Raw genomic sequence first — 20,303 nt, 5'->3', positions numbered from 1 at the left:
AATAAGCAGGGCGGTAAACGCCGCCCTTGAAGAGAGATTATTTCGGCAACGTCATCAGAAACTGACGCAACGTGGCGAAGTCATCCGGGAAGTGATGCGACAACAAATCCAGAGCGGCGCGCTCCGCCAATGCGTCAGGCAGCGCCAGCGCTTTACCCAGAATGGCTTCCACGCTTTCTTTGAATTTCGCCGGATGCGCGGTTCCCAGGAATAAACCGAATTCGCCAGGCTGGAGTTGATCGCGCAACAGACGATAAGCAATCGCCGCGTGTGGCTCCGACGTATACCCCTGCGCCTCAAGTTCATGCATGGTTTCTTTGGTGGTTTCATCGCTCACCGCGCCAAAGCCCAGCGCTTTCAACGGCCAGTTTTTACGGCGGAATAACTCTTCCACACGCGGCCAATTATTCGGCTGGCTCACATCCATGGCGTTGGAAAGCGTGGCGACCGTTTTCTTCGGCTCCCACGCGCCGCCGCTCAGGAAACGCGGAACCGTATCGTTCGCATTGGTTGCCGCGATAAAACGTTTGATCGGCAACCCCAGTGACTTAGCCAGCAACCCGGCAGTCAGGTCGCCAAAATTGCCGCTCGGCACGGAAACAACCAGTTGATTACGCGCTTCCTGCGGCAACTGCGCCACCGCTTCAAAGTAATAGCAAATTTGCGCCAGCAGTCGGCTGATGTTAATGGAGTTGGCGGAATTCAGACCGATGGTCTTTTTCAGTTCTTCATCATCGAAAGCCTGCTTGACCAACGCCTGACACGCGTCAAAATCACTGTCGACCGCGATGGTGTGAATGTTGCCGCCCAGCGTACAGAACAATTTCTCCTGTAAGGGGCTGATTTTTCCACGCGGATAAAGGATCACCACTCGGATATTTTCCAAACCGTAAAATGCATGCGCAACGGCTGCGCCAGTGTCGCCGGAGGTCGCGGTCAGGATCGTAATCTTGTCGTCGCCGGAAACTTCCGTCAGCATCTGCGCCATAAAACGGCCGCCAAAATCTTTAAAGGCCAGTGTCGGCCCGTGGAACAACTCCAGCGCGGCGATATCCTCCGCGACCGGGGCCACCGGCGCAGGGAAGGCGAAAGCGGCTTTTACTCGCTGAAAAACCGTCTGCGCCGGGATTTCCTCACCGATATAGGCAGATAAAATACGGCTGCTGCGCGTAACAAAATCCAGCTTCAGCAATTCATCAATTTCAGTACGATCAAACTCCGGCAATTCCAGAGGAAAAAATAGCCCTTGCTGGCTTCCCAGACCTTGCTTGATAGCCTGAGCAAAGTTCACCTGCTCGTTATGATCTTTAAGGTTGTATAGTTTCATGCATTATCCCAGTTGTCGTGCGCCTGTCGTATCCAGACGGCAAATATGAACAAAACCTTCATCGTTCTGCAAATAGTTATCCCGCAGCCAGTTGGCCAGGCGTTGTGCGCTGTCCGTATCGTTACAGACGGAAAATAAGGTCGGGCCGGAGCCGGAAATGCCGCACGCCAGCGCCCCGATATCTTCGGCGGCTTTACGTGCTTCGGCAAAACCGGGCAGCAGTTTGGTGCGATAAGGTTCTGCGATGACATCTTTCATCAATTTGGCCGCCAGCGACGCTTGACCAGTATGACAAGCGTGGATGAAACCCGCCAGATAACGGCCATGACTGATGCAATCCTGACGGCGATATTGCGCGGGTAAAATCGACCGCGCCTCGGCGGTTGACACCTTGATGCCCGGATACGCCATCACCCATAGCCAGTCATCAAAAGCCGGTACCGACTGGCTGATTATCCCCTCTTCTTCCAGCATCAGTTGAATGCCGCCAAGAAAGCAAGGGGCCACATTATCATAATGCACGCTACCGGAAATACGACCTTCCAGTTCGCCCATCAGCGTCAATAACCGGGTATCGTCCAGCGGCTTGCCGCAGAACTCATTCATCCCCATCAGCCCGGCGACCACGGAACAGGCGCTGGAGCCCAGCCCGGACCCGATCGGCATGTTCTTTTCCAGCGTCATGGCAACCGGCACGGTTTTACCAATCTCCTGACAAAAACGTTCCCAGCATTGATAAACAATGTTTTGCTTGGGATCATCCGGCAGTTTGCTGACGAATCGGCCCTCGCTACGCAGACTGAATTGATCCGCGGCTACAACAGAAACGCAGTCCCCCAGTAGCGAGCCGTCTACCGGAGAAACCGCCGCACCCAGCACATCAAACCCCACGCTGACATTACCAATTGATGCCGGTGCATAAACCTTAACCATAATTAAGCTCCCAACTTCCATGACAGGGTACGCAACAAATCGGCAAAGACGCCGGCGGCGGTGACATCATTGCCTGCGCCATACCCTCTTAATACCAACGGCAATGGCTGATAGTAGCGACTGTAGAAGGCCAGCGCATTTTCGCCATCTTTGACTTTAAACAAGGGATCATTCCCGCCAACGGCGCTGATCTGAACTTTACAGCGTCCTTCTTCAATCATGCCGATATAACGCAGCACTTTTCCTTCATCACGCGCCTGCGCGATACGACTGGCGAATTCATCATCCACCGACGGCAAACGACGCATAAAGCTATCCACATCGCCTGACGCATCGAAACCGGCGGGCAGAACCGACTCGACATCAATATCTTCCAATTCCAGCTTATAACCGGCTTCACGCGCCAGAATCAGCAGCTTACGCGCGACATCCATACCGGACAAATCATCACGGGGATCGGGCTCGGTATAACCTTTCTCTTTGGCCTGCGCCGTCGCTTCAGACAAGGACATCCCTTCGTCCAGCTTACCGAAAATGAATGACAGCGATCCCGACAGAATACCGGTAAAGCGAATCAGTTCATCCCCGGCGTTCAGCAGGTTCTGAAGGTTCTCAATCACCGGCAGGCCCGCGCCGACGTTAGTATCGTACAGGAAGCGGCGGCGTGATTTCGCCCCCGCGCTGCGCAGTAATTGGTAGTAGCTCATGGAACCGGTATTGGCTTTCTTGTTCGGTGTCACTACGTGGAAACCATCGGCCAGAAAATCCGCATATTGGTCGGCGACTGCCTGACTTGACGTACAGTCGACAATCACCGGATTCAGCAAATGATATTCTTTAACCAGACGAATCAGGCGCCCCAGGTTGAAAGACTCACGGGCGTTTGCCAGTTCATCTCGCCAGGTGTCCATCGCAATACCGTTGACATTCGTCAGCAGCGCTTTGGAATTGGCAATCCCGATAACCCGCAGGTCGATATGCTTCTGTTTAAGCCACGGCTGCTGACGGTGGATCTGCTCCAATAGCGCGCCGCCCACGCCCCCGACGCCGATGACGAAGACATCGATCACCTGATCGGTATTAAACAGCATCTGGTGCGCAACCCGCACCCCGGTTGTCGCCACGTCATTATTCACCACAACCGAAATAGACCGTTCAGATGAACCTTGCGCGATAGCCACGATATTGATATTGGCGCTGGCCAGCGCGGAGAATAAACGCGCAGAAAGACCACGCAATGTGCGCATGCCGTCGCCGACCACGGAGATAATAGCCAGACGCTGCATCACGTCCAGCGGATCCAGCACGCCCTCTTTCAGTTCCAGATAAAATTCATCTTCCAGCGTCTTGGTAGCGCGTACCAATTCGTTCTGCGATACACAGAAGCTGATGCTGTACTCGGAAGATGACTGGGTTATCAGCACCACCGAGATGCCGGCGCGGGACATGGCCGCAAATACGCGCGCCGCCATACCGATCATTCCTTTCATGCCGGGACCGGAAACGTTGATCATCGCCATGTTATTCAAATTGGTGATGCCTTTGACCGGATAGTGCGTATCGGTGCTTTCCATCCCGATTAACGTGCCGGGAGCCTGTGGATTTTCGGTGTTTTTGATAAGACAGGGGATTTGGAATTGGGCGATGGGGGCGATGGTTCTGGGGTGGAGGACTTTGGCGCCGAAGTAGGATAGCTCCATCGCCTCGTGATAGGACATCGACTTCAACAATCTGGCGTCCGGCACCTGACGCGGATCGCAAGTATAAACACCGTCAACGTCCGTCCAGATCTCACAACAGTCGGCGCGCAGACAAGCGGCCAATACCGCGGCTGAATAATCGGAACCGTTACGGCCCAGCACCACCAGTTCACCTTTATCGTTACCGGCAGTGAAACCCGCCATCAGGATCACATGATCATTCGGAATGGCGCTTTCCGCGATACGGCGGGTAGACTCCGTAATATCGACCGTGGACTCAAGATAATGTCCCTGAGCCAGTAGTTTTTCCACTGGATTGATGACGGAAACCGCATAACCGCGCGCCTGAAATACCGCGTCCATGATGGCAACTGACAGCTTTTCGCCACGACAGATGATCAATGCATTCACGCTGTCAGGACATTGTCCCAGCAATGCGATGCCATGCAAAACCTGTTTCAACTGGGCAAATTCCTGATCCACCAACGCCTTAAGACGGGGCATATCGAAACCAGGTTGCGACTCGGCAAGACCTTGCAGCAAAGAAGAAAAGATAGCTTCCGCGTCGTTAAGGTTAGGCAGTATATCCTGCCCGGCGACCGTTTTATCAATCATCGCGACCAGATGGTTGGTAATTTTGGCCGGAGCAGACAGTACGGTGGCAACCTGTCCCTGGCGCGCATTGTTTTCGATAATGTCGGCAACGCGCATAAAACGTTCCGCATTGGCCACTGAAGTCCCGCCAAATTTCAACACTCGCATTTTTATCTTTTCTCCTGAATTTCTGCTGACAAAAACGCGTTAAGCGTTTTTTGTTATTTTTTGAACAATGCCCCGCATTGGCGCATCGTAAAAAAAAAGCCCGCACTGTTCGGTGCGGGCTTTTTCGGATTCGTTGTATGCGTCAGCCCGCACCGTTACTGGTTGTATCGGTGATGGTAATAATCGTGGTGATCAGGCTGATAGTACGCATGTTAAAAACGTGTCTCGGTAAATTTGAAAAAATTCTGCTCTATTAGTTAGGGCAATCGCCCCTTGAAGTCAATGGATTTCTTTTTTTTCATCCAACGAACTCACAAGCAGAAAACGTTAAATCAACTATAAGAAAAAGGATTGGCAAAATGATCATTCATTAAAAAGTATAAATCAACATCTTTTGCTGTGAAAAAATCATTTATCGCTATCTTCTCTGGATACCATTTTCTCGACATCATGCAGCAAAGTATGCAGCATTGCCGTATCGCGCCGCTCTAAACGTCCCAACCGCTGATGAAGCCAGTCGCGTAGTTTCTCATCCTCGCTGACGCCAAGCGTCATAAGCAACTGATCCAGGCGCTGTCGCAACGCTGACAACGCGCCAGCTTGCGGCACAATAGCCTCATCCGGTTGGATCTGCATTAATGCCGCCAGTTGATAGCAGTACACCATCACCGCCTGCCCCAGATTAAGCGAGGGGTAGTCAGCCTTCATCGGCACGCCGGTCAATATATCCGCCAGTTCAAGCTCTTCATTGGTCAGCCCGGCATCTTCACGCCCAAAAACCAACGCGGCGGAATCTACCCACCGCGCCTTTTCCTGCATGATGCTCAGCAGTTCCACTGGCGTGCAATAGTAACGGAATCGGGCACGGGTGCGCGCCGTGGTCGCAATGGTGAAGTCCACATCGGCCAGCGCTTCCCGCAGACTGGAAAACGTCGCGGCTGCGGCAAGAATATCGCCCGAACCATGCGCAACCCAACCTGCGGCGGGTTGCTGATGCGCGCAACTGTTCACAATACGCAGACTGCTGAACCCCATGGTTTTCATCGCCCGCGCGGCTGCGCCAACGTTCTCGGCGCGCGCGGGCTCAACCAAAATAATATGAAACTGCATAGATATCCTCTGTTGCGCGTAAAACATATAGTGAAAACGTTTCCAACAGGAAAATACCGAACATTAGCCGCATGAGGAATTAACAACAACACAACACCATGTCGGTATCATTCCGCCACGGATTAAGGAAACGGGGATTAAACGAAGAAGCATTGCCGTAATTTAATTATTTTCGATAAAAATTAGATGATTAATTTTAGTAAAAATCAATCAATCCAGGCATTTTCAGTCAAATGCGCTAACGCCCGTCATCATCATTTGCTATGCTGAATCGTTCACAAAAGATGCTAAATTGTGACTTAAACTAGCAATCCTGTAAGTCTTTTTCACAAAATAGTTAACGTGCTACAATGAAATTTGATATATGTCAACGGAACCGTTGATTTGTCGGCACGCAAAATCAGTGATTACTGTTATGTCGCTGTTAATAAGGTTAAACTGTGCACCACTTTTTGAGCGCTGTTAATCAGCCTCCACTATCACCCACTCCTCTGGCGGGTGAATGTGCACCGAGAACATATTTATGTACTTTAGTCCAATGTTGAGTGAGATGGTAACTTTTACCTCACATAGCGCCAATGATAACAGCGACTTCTGTACTTCCGATTTCTATAATTTTAGTTGGCAATTTTAGGTAGCAAACATGCAGACGCCGCACATTCTTATTGTTGAAGACGAGTTGGTAACTCGTAATACCCTCAAAAGTATTTTTGAGGCGGAAGGATACATTGTTTACGAAGCCACAGACGGCGCAGAAATGCACCATATCCTGTCGGAAAATGACATCAATCTGGTCATCATGGACATCAACCTGCCGGGCAAAAATGGTTTGTTGTTAGCCCGTGAACTGCGTGAGCAAGCCAGCGTTGCATTGATGTTCCTCACTGGTCGTGATAACGAAGTCGATAAAATCCTCGGTTTGGAAATTGGCGCGGATGACTACATCACTAAACCATTCAATCCACGCGAGTTGACGATCCGCGCGCGTAATCTGCTGTCCCGTACCATGAATCTGGGCGCTGTGTCGGAAGAGCGTCGCCTGGTTGAAAGCTATCGCTTCAATGGCTGGGAACTGGATATCAATAGCCGTTCATTGATAAGCCCCGCCGGTGAGCAGTACAAACTGCCGCGCAGCGAATTCCGCGCCATGCTGCATTTCTGTGAGAACCCCGGAAAAATCCAGTCTCGCGCGGAATTGCTAAAGAAAATGACCGGGCGTGAACTGAAGCCCCACGATCGTACCGTTGACGTGACGATCCGTCGTATCCGGAAACACTTCGAATCCACAGCTGATACGCCGGAAATCATCGCCACCATCCATGGTGAAGGCTACCGTTTCTGCGGTGACCTGGAAGACTGATTCCTTTCAGCCGAAGCAGTTCGTTGCTTCGGCTGACTTGCACTTTCTGTCGCAATCACATCATTCGTTCATTTATTCTGTTTTAGCGGCATTTCCCCACGGCATCACCGGCACCGCACTTAACGCGTTCTTTGGTGAACCATCGACCAGACGATCCGAGTAAGTCAGATAGATCAGCGCATTACGCTTGGGATCATAAAACCGCACAACCTGTAATTTTTTGAAAACCAGCGATGTCCGTTTCTGGAAAACCACCGCTCCCCGATTGCCGATGTTCTTCACTTTCTCTGTTAATACAATCGGCCCGACCTGCTGACAGGAAATCGCCGCATCAGACGTATCCTCCGCCAATCCCAACCCGCCCTTGATGCCGCCGGTTTTGGCCCGGCTGATATAACAAGTGACGTTATCCACGTCTGGATCATCAAATGCTTCGACCACAATTTTATGATCCGGCCCCAGCAGCTTAAACACCGTATCTACCGAACCCACCTGCTCTGCCCGCGCAAGCCCCGCCGCCGCTAGCATCAACAAGCCGATACTTACCACTACCTTTTTATTCATATTTCAGATTCTCTGATTATCCATTGTACTATTCGTCACAGTATAAACCGGAAAGCGCCGTCTCAGAAAAATCATCGTCGCCAGTTATGTTATCCAAATTACCAGTTGAATAACTTCAAAAATCTTAAGCGGTGACAATGTCAAAAAGTTGCTATGATGCGGGTTCTCTATACGCTCACTGCTCAGTATGTTTGATGAGGAAGATCTATGGATCAAGCTGGTATTATACGTGATCTGCTTAACTGGCTGGAAAGCCATCTCGACCAGCCTTTATCACTCGATAATGTCGCGGCGAAAGCGGGCTATTCAAAATGGCATCTACAAAGAATGTTCAAAGACGTCACAGGTCATGCGATTGGTTCCTATATTCGCGCACGGCGGCTGACTAAAGCCGCGGTCGCTCTTTGCCTGACCAGCAGACCGATTCTGGACATTGCTTTGCAATATCGATTTGATTCCCAACAGACCTTTACCCGAGCATTCAAAAAACAGTTCGCCCAGACGCCTGCATCCTATCGTCGCGCCGACGACTGGAATACGTTCGGCATTCATCCGCCAATCCGATTAGGTGAATTCACGCTACCGCAGCCGACATTTGTTGAATTGCCGGAAACGCCGTTGCTTGGGTTGACGCAAACCTATAACTGCCGCCTGGAACAGATTTGTAATTTCAGGACTGAGATCCGGATCCATTACTGGCGTCAGTTTCTGGGCGAAACCAAAACAGTTCCGCCAGTGCTCTACGGGCTGCACCACTCGCGCCCCAGCAAGGAAAAAGACGACGAGCAGGAGGTGCTTTATACCACCGCGCTGGAACCGCGACATCTGCCCGATGACATCATACATTCCGGCGAAACGATAACCTTACCCGGCGGTGATTACGCCCTGTTTGTGTATGAGGGGCCAACAGACGGGCTACAGGATTTTATTATTACGCTGTATGACACCTGTCTGCCGACCTTCCAACTTATCCGCCGCAAAGGGTTTGACGCGGAGCGTTTCTATCCCAACAGTGAGGAGAAAGCGGAGCCCGATAACATTCCCAAAACCATCCGCTGTGAATACCTTATTCCCATCCAGTCCCCTGAACGTCAATCAGCGCTGTAGCTCATCCAATGCCGGAATATCCAGATGCGAAATATCCCCGGCAGTTTCAACAACCCACCCGGAAGCCAGCCACGGGCTTTGCTGATAATCAATGCGTGACAAGGAGCAGTTGCGCAAGCGCAGGCGGCGCTCTGCCGATGCGGGCAACCCCAGAATCGTACTAAGCAAACACCCCAGCGCCATGCCATGACTGACCAGCAATGGCCGGCTCCCTTTGGGCAGGTCCAGACAACGGGCCAACACACGGTGCATACGCGCCGCCAACTCCTCCATCGATTCCCCTTCGGGAATACGCCCGCCGGATGTGCCATCCACCAGTTGTTTACGCCATGATTCCTCTTCCGGGCTTAACGAATCAATATCGCGCGCTTCCAAAATCCCCATACTCAACTCCCGCAAGCCGGGTTCCAACACGATAGGACAACCGTGACAGGCTTTAGCGATAATGGCCGTCGTCTGCTGCGTCCTTCCCAGGTCGCTGGTAAAGATATGCGTAATCCCCAGCGTCCTGATGCGTTCGGCAACCTGATAAGCCTGTTGTTCACCGCGCGGCGTCAGCGCACTGTCGGATTGACCTTGAATACGTCGCGCCACATTCCATTCTGTTTCGCCGTGGCGAACAAGATATACCTGTAACATGGTTATTTTCCGTTATACTGCGTCAAATTAACTAAAGAGTTCGAAACCGTTATGTATCATGTTGTCGCTGCAACAACCAACCCGGCAAAAATTAAAGCTGTTACTTTAGCATTCATCGATGTTTTTGGCGCGGACCATTGCCGTATCGAAGGCGTTGACGTCGACAGCGGTGTCCCACGTCAGCCTCTCGGTTCATTGGAAACCCGCACCGGCGCCAGAAACCGCGTGATGATGGCCCGTCAGGTTCGCCCTGAAGCTGATTTTTGGGTCGGTGTTGAAGCAGGGATCGAAGAATGCATGACCTTTGCGTGGATGGTGGTGGAAAACACCCACCTACGCGGCGAGTCTCGCTCTGCAAGCCTGGTTCTGCCTGAAAGTATATTACATGGCATTCGTGAAGGGCGGGAGTTGGGCGATGAAATGGAGCGCCTGACAGGTATACAGAATATCAAACACAAAGGCGGAGCAATTGGTGTTTTCACCGATGGCAAACTGTCACGCACCAGTGTTTATCATCAGGCTCTGCTGCTGGCCTTGGTTCCGTTCCATAACCCTATCTACCAGACGCCCGTACAAACGGCGAACTAACGCCCTTTTTTCTCTGTGCCGCGTTCCTCCGCAGGCAACAACTGCGCCTCCAGCCAGCGTTTCAGGGCGGGAGGCGACGCTTTAAGACTGTTGGAACCGCGGGTAATGGTGGCAATGCCAGCCCCCAACTCGTTTTTCAACTCGCGTTGACTCATTTCCCCACGCATCAGTTCCTGAATAATCCGTACCCGCGTTCCCAACGCCATCCGCTCATCCTGCGTCAGCAACAACTGTAATAACGGCTGCTGAAGATCAGCCTCCATCGACTGTTGCAGCAATGTCACGAAGCGTAACCAGTTTTCATTATCTTGTTCAGAAAGCGCAGGATCAGTAGGAAATAACGGATTCATAACAGGCTGCCATACTATTTAACTAGTACGGCAGCATAACATAAATCGTCGGGAATGATCGCGCCCACAAGCCTCAATAGCGGCGTTGCCATTCCGCATCGGTCAAGACCGGCGCGGGCTGACGCAGGAAATACCGGTAAAAGACATCGTAGGCCAGCACGTTTTTAACGTAGCCGCGTGTTTCAGAAAAAGGAATACTTTCTATAAACGCGACAGCGTCAATGCGCCCGGAACTATTTCTCAGCCAGGTATTGACGCGGGACGGTCCGGCATTATAGGCCGCAGAAGCCAGAATACGGTTGCGGCCAAACGTCTGGTAGACATATTCCAGATAGCGCGTGCCCAACAGAATATTGGTTTGCGGATCAAATAGCTGGCTACTGTTCATGTAAGTCGTGATATTACTCATCCGCGCCGTCTGCTGTGCGGTGGCGGGCATCAGTTGCATCAGACCGGACGCGCCGACCGGGGAACGCGCTTTGGGATTCCAGGCGCTTTCCTGGCGGGCGATCGCCATCGCATAGCTCTGGCTGATACCTTTGTCCAGCGTGGCGCGCCGAAACTCATCGTTCCAGGCAAGCGGGAAACGTTCCTCCAGATGATCCCACAACTTGCCGACAATCGTGGCCTGCACGCTCAAATCCGCCCAACGTTGTTCAAACGCGTAGCGGGCCAGCGCTTCTTGCTGGGGTTTACTGCGATTGGCAACCAGCCCCACCCACTCACTGCGCGCCAGATTATCCATCTGCCAGAACATTAACTCCCTTACGCGATTGATTTCGGGCAACTGCGATAACGAACGGTCAGGTTTCGCCGCCGTCATGATAGTAACGGGGTAGCGCTCATTAAGTTTCTGCGCCGCCGCCATCGGGTAAAAACCGCGCTCCTTCATCAGTTCACGCAGCAGCGCTTCGCCTTCCTGACGTTTCCCCTGCTCCAGCATCACCAACGCCCGCCAATACCGCCATTCATCTTTCTGCAACACATCCGCAGGCAAACGCGCCATCCAGTCAATCAATCCCTGTCGATCGCCCGTCCCCAGCGCCATGCGCACGCGGCGTTCAATCAGAGAGATTGACGTACTACGTTGCGCCACGCCATCGCGCCAGCGCGCCTGCTCTGGCGTGGCATCACTTCCCATCAATCGCCAGGCCACGGTTTCTTCCATTTCCTGACGCTCGGCTGCGCTCATTTTTTGCAAACGCACAATCACGGGCAACATTGAGCGCGCATTCTCGACATCCTGACGCGCTACGCGACTGAATGCCGATAATGTGACTTTACGGGTAAAATCCGTCGGCCCAATAGAACGGGCAAAGCTTTCCAGCGTATTCGGATCGTTCTGCAAGGCTATCAGCGCATCGCTGATGGTTTTGTAATCGTCGGGTAATTGTTTCGCCAGATAATTCACCAGCCCGGCGCTGCCTTCATTCATGGCCAGACGAATACGTTCCAGCGTCGTTAGCGGGGTTTGCTCACCCGCTGCTTGCCAGGCAGAGAACAGTTTGTCACAGACGGAAGGCAGGGAGCGCCCGGTCAGCCAGATATCACGCGTCGCATCCCACACGCCTTGCCGCTGGCCCGTCGCCCATTGCGCATAATAGAAATTACAGCGTGCGCTGACCGGCTTGGGCGGCTGCGGGCTGAACGCCAATAACCCTGACCAATCCTGACGACGCGCCAGTTCGTTGACAAAGCTGGTATTCAGATTACGCGCCGGGGGCAACGTCGGGTGGGTGGCAATGAATTGCCTGACTTGCGTGGCGCTGATCTGGGTCAGATCCTGCGTTAATGCACGATATTCAAGATAAGGATAAAGCGGATAATTGCGCAGCGTGGGCATAAGTTGAGCGACCGTATCCAGCTGATTGCTGTCCCATGCCTGTTTAACCTGTTGATAGCGCTGACGTTGCTCATCCAGAGAATCCGCCAGCGCATGCCCCGAAGCCCCTGCCAGACATACTGCTGCAATGGCGTACCACCAATGACCCGCTTTAACCATAACCTGCGTTAACCTCTATCCGTTATCGACCCGCTACCGACATCTTCAATTGTCGATATCATCATCCCGCCCGTTCATGATTTCCCGGACAACACCCATTCAGTGTGGCACAACATGCCAGACAGCGATATGTCAATTCCGGCACAATTTCCGGCATGATGGACTGAATCGTTTGCCTTTTTCGGCGCGACATCCGCGTCGCAACGACAAATCGCCGGATGTCTGGGATCGGACACGGAAACCAGTTACACTTCACTATCAGAATGTTCTATCCGCGGAAGGCGGGGTTTTCCCACCCTCGGCGGCAATAAGCCCCAATATGGCCGCCACGACGTGGCGCATAAACCATCGTGTCAATAACAACGTGTCAATAACAACACAGACAGAAAGAGGCGAAGTCGCAACGTGGCTCAATATGTTTACACCATGCATCGCGTCGGTAAAGTCGTTCCGCCGAAGCGTCATATTCTGAAAAATATCTCTCTCAGTTTCTTCCCCGGCGCCAAAATTGGCGTACTGGGTCTGAACGGAGCGGGCAAATCTACGCTGCTGCGCATTATGGCCGGCATTGATAAGGACATTGAAGGCGAAGCGCGTCCGCAACCCGGTATTAAAATCGGCTATCTGCCGCAGGAACCGCAGTTAAATCCTGAACACACCGTGCGTGAATCGGTTGAAGAAGCGGTGGCAGAAGTGGTTACCGCGCTGAAACGGCTGGATGAAGTGTACGCGTTGTACGCTGAACCGGATGCGGATTTCGACAAGCTGGCCGCTGAACAGGGCAAGCTGGAAGAGATTATTCAGGTGTATGACGGTCATAACCTGAACAACCAACTGGAACGTGCGGCGGATGCCCTGCGTCTGCCCGAGTGGGATGCGAAAATCGCCAATCTTTCCGGCGGTGAACGCCGCCGCGTCGCGTTGTGCCGTCTGTTGCTGGAAAAGCCGGACATGCTGCTGCTCGACGAGCCGACCAACCACCTGGATGCGGAATCCGTAGCCTGGCTGGAGCGTTTCCTCCATGACTTCGAAGGCACCGTGGTCGCCATCACCCATGACCGTTACTTCCTTGATAACGTTGCGGGCTGGATCCTGGAACTGGATCGTGGCGAAGGCATTCCGTGGGAAGGCAACTACTCTTCCTGGCTGGAGCAGAAAGATCAGCGTCTGGCGCAGGAAGCCTCGCAGGAAGCGGCGCGCCGGAAATCCATTGAGAAAGAACTGGAATGGGTGCGTCAGGGGGCCAAGGGCCGTCAGTCAAAGGGCAAGGCGCGTCTGGCCCGCTTTGAAGAACTGAACAGCACGGAATACCAGAAACGCAACGAAACCAACGAACTGTTCATTCCGCCTGGTGCGCGGCTTGGCGACAAAGTGATTGAAGTCACCAACCTGAGCAAATCCTATGGCGAACGTCAGTTGATCGACGGACTATCCTTCTCCGTGCCGAAAGGGGCGATCGTCGGCATCATCGGTCCGAACGGCGCGGGTAAATCGACGTTGTTCCGCATGATGTCTGGTCAGGAACAACCGGATAGCGGCGCTATCGAGTTAGGCGAAACCGTGAAACTGGCATCGGTCGATCAGTTCCGCGACGCGATGGACAACAGCAAAACCGTGTGGGAAGAAGTGTCCGGCGGTCAGGATATCATGCGGATCGGCAACACCGAGATGCCAAGCCGCGCTTATGTGGGCCGTTTTAACTTTAAAGGCGTCGATCAGGGCAAACGCGTCGGCGAGCTATCCGGGGGCGAACGTGGTCGTCTGCATCTGGCGAAACTGTTGCAGGTTGGCGGCAACGTACTGCTGCTTGACGAACCAACCAACGACCTGGATATCGAAACGCTGCGCGCGCTGGAAAACGCCCTGCTGGAATTCCCCGGCTGCGCGATGGTTATTTCGCACGACCGTTGGTTCCTGGACCGCATCGCCACCCACATTCTGGATTATCAGGATGAAGGAAAAGTGGAATTCTTCGAAGGTAACTTCACCGAGTATGAAGAGTACAAAAAACGAACGCTTGGCGCGGATGCATTAGAACCACACCGCATCAAATACAAAAAGATGTCCAAATAATATGATGCAAAATGGCCCGCGCAAGCGGGCCATTGTCTAAGGACTGGCTGATTAAATAAAAGAATCAGTACAGCAGGCGAGCACGGATCGTACCGGGGATCGCTTTCATCAGTTGCAGCGCTGTCTGCGCGCCATTCGTTTCCACGTCAATAACCACATAACCAATTTCAGGCGTCGTTTGCAGGTACTGAGCGGCGATGTTGATACCCTGCTCGGCAAAGATCTGGTTGATCTTGGTGATAATGCCGGGACGGTTTTCATGAATGTGCAACAACCGGCTGGCGCGTTCGCCATGTACCGGCAGTGAAACTTCAGGGAAGTTCACCGCGGACAACGTAGAGCCGTTATCCGAATATTTCGCCAGTTTCCCGGCCACCTCATCACCGATATTTTCCTGCGCTTCCTGCGTGGAGCCTCCGATATGCGGGGTCAGCAGCACATTGTCAAACTCGCACAACGGCGACAAGAACGGATCGCTGTTGGTAGCGGGTTCCTGAGGGAAGACGTCAATCGCCGCACCGGAAAGGTGTTTGCTGCCAAGCGCATCGCTCAAGGCTGGAATGTCCACCACCGTGCCGCGTGACGCGTTGATAAGAATAGCGCCCGGTTTCATCAGCGCCAGTTCTTCCGTGCCCATCATATTCTGGGTGCTGTCGGTTTCCGGCACATGCAGACTGACCACATCACTCATGTTCAGCAGATCGGAAAGATAGCGAACCTGTTGCGCATTCCCCAACGGCAATTTACTTTCAATATCATAAAAGTAAACATGCATCCCCAGGCCTTCTGCCAGAATGCCCAATTGCGTACCGATATGGCCGTAGCCAATGATCCCCAGTTTCTTGCCGCGCGCTTCAAAGGAACCAACCGCCAGTTTATGCCAGACGCCACGGTGCGCTTTCGCATTCGCCGCCGGAATGCCGCGCAGCAACAGCAGCATTTCACCGAGTACCATTTCCGCCACGGAACGGGTATTGGAAAAAGGCGCGTTGAATACCGGAATGCCGCGTTTTGTCGCCGCCGATAGTTCTACCTGGTTAGTCCCGATACAAAAACAACCCACCGCGATCAGTTTTTCCGCCGCGGAGAAAATCTCTTCTGTTAGATGGGTACGCGAGCGAATACCGATAAAATGCGCATCACGGATGGATGCTTTCAGGGATTCCGCATCCAGCGCCCCTTTATGGTATTCAATGTTGGTGTAACCTGCGGCGCGCAAATTCTCCAGTGCGCTCTGGTGCACCCCTTCCACTAACAGAAACTTAATTTTATCTTTTTCCAGTGATACCTTTGCCATTTCCCGACCTTATTTTCAGACTTCAGATGCGACAGTTTGCTAAACAGCCCCTGCCAACATAACAAAAATTACGCCGTCAGCAATACAAACGATTGCTTTGCGACTACAGCCAGCACATGACGCCGAAAAGACTTATGGCGAAAAATATTGCCAACAATGCGCATCGCCATATTGACGACGAACAAAATAAGAAAAAGTAATATTAAGTACCAAAAGTGAGCCGTTAAATAAAAATTTTTTTATAAAAAAATTTCAGGCATGAGGATCGCTCGTGCCTGAAGTTATCCGCAGCTTATTTCACCACGGTTTTTACGCCATCGGCAGTCCCCACCAACGCCACGTCAGCGCCGCGATTGGCAAACAGCCCGACGGTCACGACGCCCGCTATGCCATTGATATGATTCTCTACCGCGACGGCATCCATGATATTCAGATTGTGAACATCCAGAATGATGTTGCCATTATCCGTCACCACCCCCTGACGGTATTCCGGCTGTGCGCCCATTTTTGCCAGTTCACGGGCGACATACGCTCTGGCCATCGGGATCACTTCAACCGGCAGCGGAAACTTGCCCAGCACATCCACCTGCTTTGATGCGTCCACAATACAGACAAACTGACGGGCAATGGCCGCAATGATCTTTTCGCGGGTTAACGCAGCGCCGCCGCCTTTAATCATTTGCATATGCCCGTTGATTTCATCCGCGCCATCCACATATACATCCAGCGAATCCACTTCATTGCAGTCAAAAACCGGAATACCCAGGCTTTTAAGTTTCGCCGTTGATGCATCGGAACTGGATACCGCGCCTTGAATCTGGTGCTTTATCGAACCCAGCGCGTCAATAAAATGAGCGGCGGTAGAGCCCGTCCCCACCCCGACAATCGTATCGGGACGCACATAATCCAGCGCTGCCCATCCCACTGCTTTTTTCAGTTCATCTTGTGTCATAGTTTGTCTGCTTCAGGTACGTAAACACGAAAAAATATGCGCGTATTATAGAACACGCCGGTTGATAAATAGCGCGAATTCGATGCGCGCCCTGCACATTATTTCACGGATGGCAGGTAAATTTCATGAACCCCGAACCGGGAAATAAGATTTCTGCATGGTAAAACAATAAAATGTGGCATAGTGAAAAAAACAGACTTCATTCAGAGGAATGCTGACTCTCCATGAAACGCCCGGACTATCGAACGCTTCAGGCGCTGGATGCCGTAATACGTGAGCGGGGCTTTGAACGCGCCGCCCAGAAATTATGCATTACTCAATCCGCCGTATCGCAGCGTATTAAACAATTGGAAAATTTGTTCGGTCAGCCGTTGCTCGTCAGGACCATTCCCCCCCGGCCCACTGAACAAGGGCAGAAATTACTGGCATTGTTACATCAGGTTGAACTGCTGGAAGAAGAATGGCTGGGCGATGAAAGTAGCGGCGATATTCCGTTGCTGCTGTCGCTGGCGGTCAATGCCGATAGCCTTGCTACCTGGCTGCTGCCCGCGCTGCAACCGGTACTGGTTGACTCCCCTATTCGTCTGAATCTACAGGTGGAAGATGAAACGCGAACGCAGGAAAGATTGCGTCGTGGTGAAGTAGTCGGCGCCGTGAGTATTCAGTCACAACCGTTGCCGAGTTGCCTGGTGGATAAACTGGGCGCGCTGGATTATCTGTTCGTCGCCTCGCCCGCGTTTGCCGCCCGCTATTTTCCTAATGGCGTCACACGTTCCGCGCTGCTGCGCGCGCCGGCAGTCGCGTTTGATCACCTTGATGATATGCATCAGGCTTTTCTACAGCAAAACTTTGATCTCTCGCCCGGCAGCGTGCCGTGCCATATCGTGAATTCATCAGAAGCGTTTGTGCAATTGGCGCGCCAGGGAACCACCTGCTGCATGATCCCCCATCTACAGATTGAGAAAGAACTGGCCAGTAATGAATTAATTGACCTGACGCCCGGACTGTTCCAGCGCCGCATGCTCTATTGGCACCGTTTCGCCCCGGAAAGCAGGATGATGAGAAAAGTCACTGATGCCCTGCTCGCGCACGGACATCATGTGCTTAGACAATCCTGACGCTTAGTTGATAAGCCAGCCCCGCCCGGCGCTATGGATTGCGCTGTAATTCAAATACCACATCAACCTGATCGTCAAAGTGAATGGTTTGCTGCTCATACGTTTGAGCGGCTTCACTTTGCACGGCGGCGTCCGCGGTTTTAAACATTCTGGCGACCGGCATCGGTTGATAGTTGGCGACATGGTAGCGAATGCTATAGATCGGTCCCAACTTAGCGTTAAACCCTTGCGCCAACGATTGCGCCTGCGCCGTTGCCTGTTCTATCGCCTTCTTGCGTGCTTCATCACGATAGTTTTCTGGATTCGTAACGCCCAAGTCGACGGTGCGAATTTCATTCAGTCCCGCTTTCAACGCGCCATCCAGCAACTCGTTCAGTTTATCCAACTGACGTAACGTGACTTCCACCTGACGTACCGCGCGATACCCTTTCAGAACAGAACCACCCGTTTTCAGATAATCATATTCGGGCTGGGTACGTAAGTTGGCGGCGTTAATATCCTTTTTCTCGATACCATTCTTGCCAAGAAAATCAAAATATTGCGCCACGCGTGCATCAACCTGTTTTTTCGCATCGGCGGCATCTTTCGATGACACGCTCACTTCGATAGCCAGACGCGCCATATCCGGCGTGGCGTCAACACTGGCGGTGCCGGAAGTGACAATATGCGGGCCATTCGGCAATTCCGCAGCTTGCGTCGCCAGCGGCAGCGCCCCCAATCCCACCATCGCCGCTAATGCCAGTACTTTTAGCTTCACTAATCTCTCCTTAACTTACGTTGTGCCGTTGAGTCGGACACAAAAACAGGTTACCGCCGCGCTGCTTTCCGCATCGAAGGTAAATGATCAATACAGGTAACTTAACGCATTGCTGACACAACAAAATATAGGTGAATTTCTGAAACCTGCTGTAAACATGAGTAATTGATTACCAGCCCTGACGCGCCAATTGTAAAGCGATGCTCCACATCACTATGCCCACAAACAGATTGATAACGCGCTGTGAACGAGGCGTATTCAGCCACGGCGCTAACCAGGCGGCCAGCAGCGCCAGCGCCAGAAACCAGACGAACGAGGCGGTGATGGTTCCCATGGCAAACCAGCCGCGGGCATCTTCGCTAAACTGACTGCCCAAACTGCCAAGCACCACGAACGTATCCAGATACACATGGGGATTGAGCCAGGTCACCGCCAGCATAGTGGCGATAATGCGCCAGCGGCACTGCTTCATCACCTCCGCGTCGGCGAGCGTCAGATCCTTGCTGAAAGCCGTCTTCATCGCCCCCCAGCCATACCCAAGCAAAAAAGCGACACCGCCCCAGGTCACCAGCGCCATCAGTAACGAAGACTGGCTAAGCAAGGCGTTACCGCCGAAAATACCGGCGCAGATCAGCACCATATCACTGAATGCGCACAGCAGCGCAATCATTACATGATACTGACGGCGAATACCCTGATTCATTACAAAAGCATTCTGTGGACCCAAGGGCAAAATCATCGCCGCGCCAAGAATAAGTCCCTGCAAATAAGCCGCCAACATTATCGCCTCCGATAAGAACGCTTGTTGAGATGAGCGGCAGTTTACAAACACTGAGTTATTAATGAAAATTTAAATTTCTAATTTAACATTAGTGGTTCTAATATTGATTGACGGGTACAAAAAGGCTGAGGTTATGAGCAGAAATAACAGACGGAGGAAACCGACTTTTCCCTTTTTTGTAGATAGAAGGCGGTAAAAAATAACGAGAACATGAATGGCAACTCATAGAGTTCCTCCATCAAATCCTTATATCGCACGTCATATACAAACAGAAATGACAGTAGTCGATGATGTTCAATGGTATCGGAAATCAGAAAATAAGCCACCATCAACCCTATATCCCAAACGGGCAACATTTCCGTGCAAAAACGTCGGACTATTTCACGCCGGACGGAAGGAAGTAACAACATCAGTAGAACAATGCCTATCAACACGACAGATATCGCCCGAAAATAGGCTCTTGGCATTTCCGGGAAATAATTTCGTCCCCAATTGATCCCGCGACCAAAAAGCAATATCCACCAGTTGATGCTCCACAGCCAGAAAATACCCCGTTCTCTCTCGCAACGGAGTGGTTTGACATAAAACCAGGTAAAGATTGCGCCGAACAACAGGAAAAAAGATTGAAACAACTCAATGTTATCCACCGTATTCTGGTTGAATGCGAAGAAATGCGGGCCGGCATAAGGCAGGCAAAGCGCCAAAATAAAAATAGCAACGGTATGCAGATACAGTGTGCGATCTGGTTTCATTGTAACTATCAGGAAAAAGAAAATAGGGTGGGAGAAAGATAGAACAAGGAAAGCGGGAAAGTTTCACCTTTAAGGCGGTAATCGGCCATCCTCTAATGGCTATGGAGGTTTGTCGCCTGGCGTCCTATCCG

Annotated in this window: 19 protein-coding genes and 1 other annotated feature; of the genes, 5 read left to right on the top strand and 14 right to left on the bottom strand. The window is 52.1% G+C overall.

Going from position 1 to position 20,303, the window contains the following annotated elements; all coding sequences use genetic code 11:
• Nucleotides 1-37: 37 nt before the first annotated feature.
• The 5 genes from thrC to NC856_RS05675 all read right to left on the bottom strand — a co-directional run bounded on the left by thrC (nt 38) and on the right by NC856_RS05675 (nt 5,832).
• Nucleotides 38-1,327 (bottom strand): threonine synthase, encoded by a 1,290-nt coding sequence (thrC, locus tag NC856_RS05690; protein ID WP_264089465.1) that lies wholly within the window; start codon nt 1,325-1,327, stop codon nt 38-40.
• Nucleotides 1,328-1,330: 3 nt separating this feature from the next.
• Complete coding sequence (thrB, locus tag NC856_RS05685) at nt 1,331-2,260, bottom strand: homoserine kinase (protein WP_264089464.1); 930 nt, start codon at nt 2,258-2,260, stop codon at nt 1,331-1,333.
• Nucleotides 2,261-2,262: 2 nt separating this feature from the next.
• Complete coding sequence (gene thrA / locus NC856_RS05680; protein ID WP_264089463.1) at nt 2,263-4,722, bottom strand: bifunctional aspartate kinase/homoserine dehydrogenase I; 2,460 nt, start codon at nt 4,720-4,722, stop codon at nt 2,263-2,265.
• An 89-nt stretch (nt 4,723-4,811) separates the two neighbouring features.
• Nucleotides 4,812-4,926, bottom strand: a sequence feature (Thr leader region).
• A complete protein-coding gene (thrL, locus tag NC856_RS17820; RefSeq protein ID WP_014916714.1) occupies nt 4,865-4,933 on the bottom strand; it encodes a thr operon leader peptide in 69 nt (22 codons plus the stop codon). Its footprint overlaps the feature before it by 62 nt.
• Nucleotides 4,934-5,130: 197 nt before the next feature.
• Nucleotides 5,131-5,832 (bottom strand): tRNA/rRNA methyltransferase, encoded by a 702-nt coding sequence (locus NC856_RS05675; protein WP_264089462.1) that lies wholly within the window; start codon nt 5,830-5,832, stop codon nt 5,131-5,133.
• 643 nt (nt 5,833-6,475) lie between these two features.
• Between NC856_RS05675 and arcA the strand changes: the two genes are divergently transcribed.
• On the top strand, nt 6,476-7,192 hold the full coding sequence (gene arcA, locus NC856_RS05670) for a two-component system response regulator ArcA (RefSeq protein ID WP_264089461.1): 717 nt from the start codon (nt 6,476-6,478) through the stop codon (nt 7,190-7,192).
• Nucleotides 7,193-7,264: 72 nt separating this feature from the next.
• Here arcA and creA read toward each other — a convergent pair whose 3' ends face one another.
• On the bottom strand, nt 7,265-7,756 hold the full coding sequence (gene creA / locus NC856_RS05665; protein WP_264089460.1) for a protein CreA: 492 nt from the start codon (nt 7,754-7,756) through the stop codon (nt 7,265-7,267).
• Nucleotides 7,757-7,963: 207 nt separating this feature from the next.
• On the opposite strand from creA, the gene robA reads away from it, so the two are divergent.
• Nucleotides 7,964-8,863, top strand: a complete 900-nt coding sequence (robA, locus tag NC856_RS05660) for an MDR efflux pump AcrAB transcriptional activator RobA (RefSeq protein WP_264089459.1) — start codon at nt 7,964-7,966, stop codon at nt 8,861-8,863.
• Here robA and gpmB read toward each other — a convergent pair.
• Complete coding sequence (gene gpmB / locus NC856_RS05655) at nt 8,852-9,502, bottom strand: 2,3-diphosphoglycerate-dependent phosphoglycerate mutase GpmB (RefSeq protein WP_264089458.1); 651 nt, start codon at nt 9,500-9,502, stop codon at nt 8,852-8,854. The genes robA and gpmB overlap by 12 nt on opposite strands.
• Nucleotides 9,503-9,553: 51 nt before the next feature.
• Here gpmB and yjjX point away from each other — a divergent pair, with 51 nt between their 5' ends.
• Complete coding sequence (gene yjjX / locus NC856_RS05650) at nt 9,554-10,090, top strand: inosine/xanthosine triphosphatase (protein WP_264089457.1); 537 nt, start codon at nt 9,554-9,556, stop codon at nt 10,088-10,090.
• On the opposite strand, the gene trpR is transcribed toward yjjX, so the two are convergent.
• Nucleotides 10,087-10,440, bottom strand: a complete 354-nt coding sequence (gene trpR / locus NC856_RS05645; protein WP_264089456.1) for a trp operon repressor — start codon at nt 10,438-10,440, stop codon at nt 10,087-10,089. The two genes, yjjX and trpR, sit on opposite strands and share 4 nt — an antisense overlap.
• A gap of 73 nt (nt 10,441-10,513) precedes the next feature.
• A complete protein-coding gene (gene sltY, locus NC856_RS05640; RefSeq protein WP_264089455.1) occupies nt 10,514-12,442 on the bottom strand; it encodes a murein transglycosylase in 1,929 nt (642 codons plus the stop codon).
• 405 nt (nt 12,443-12,847) lie between these two features.
• Here sltY and ettA point away from each other — a divergent pair, with 405 nt between their 5' ends.
• Nucleotides 12,848-14,515: an energy-dependent translational throttle protein EttA gene (ettA, locus tag NC856_RS05635; RefSeq protein WP_264089454.1), complete on the top strand. Its 1,668-nt coding sequence runs from the start codon at nt 12,848-12,850 to the stop codon at nt 14,513-14,515.
• Between the two features lie 64 nt (nt 14,516-14,579).
• On the opposite strand, the gene serA is transcribed toward ettA, so the two are convergent.
• On the bottom strand, nt 14,580-15,812 hold the full coding sequence (gene serA / locus NC856_RS05630; protein WP_264089453.1) for a phosphoglycerate dehydrogenase: 1,233 nt from the start codon (nt 15,810-15,812) through the stop codon (nt 14,580-14,582).
• 292 nt (nt 15,813-16,104) lie between these two features.
• Nucleotides 16,105-16,764, bottom strand: coding sequence for a ribose-5-phosphate isomerase RpiA (gene rpiA, locus NC856_RS05625; RefSeq protein ID WP_264089452.1), 660 nt, complete (start codon nt 16,762-16,764; stop codon nt 16,105-16,107).
• A gap of 224 nt (nt 16,765-16,988) precedes the next feature.
• Here rpiA and NC856_RS05620 point away from each other — a divergent pair, with 224 nt between their 5' ends.
• Complete coding sequence (locus NC856_RS05620) at nt 16,989-17,882, top strand: LysR family transcriptional regulator ArgP (protein ID WP_264089451.1); 894 nt, start codon at nt 16,989-16,991, stop codon at nt 17,880-17,882.
• Between the two features lie 31 nt (nt 17,883-17,913).
• Here NC856_RS05620 and NC856_RS05615 read toward each other — a convergent pair whose 3' ends face one another.
• From NC856_RS05615 to NC856_RS05605, 3 genes are all read right to left on the bottom strand, one after another.
• Nucleotides 17,914-18,639, bottom strand: coding sequence for an oxidative stress defense protein (locus NC856_RS05615; RefSeq protein WP_264089450.1), 726 nt, complete (start codon nt 18,637-18,639; stop codon nt 17,914-17,916).
• Between the two features lie 169 nt (nt 18,640-18,808).
• Nucleotides 18,809-19,420 (bottom strand): arginine exporter ArgO, encoded by a 612-nt coding sequence (gene argO / locus NC856_RS05610; RefSeq protein ID WP_264089449.1) that lies wholly within the window; start codon nt 19,418-19,420, stop codon nt 18,809-18,811.
• 131 nt (nt 19,421-19,551) lie between these two features.
• The gene (locus tag NC856_RS05605) at nt 19,552-20,172 is read right to left on the bottom strand and encodes a hypothetical protein (protein ID WP_264089448.1); all 621 of its coding nucleotides are present in this window, start codon (nt 20,170-20,172) and stop codon (nt 19,552-19,554) included.
• Nucleotides 20,173-20,303 lie beyond the last annotated feature (131 nt).

It is taken from the genome of Brenneria izbisi (genome assembly GCF_025840185.1).
In the GTDB taxonomy this organism is placed as follows: domain Bacteria; phylum Pseudomonadota; class Gammaproteobacteria; order Enterobacterales; family Enterobacteriaceae; genus Brenneria; species Brenneria izbisi.
Note: the sequence above shows the minus strand (reverse complement) of the source record. Positions and strands in the feature narration are given on the sequence as shown.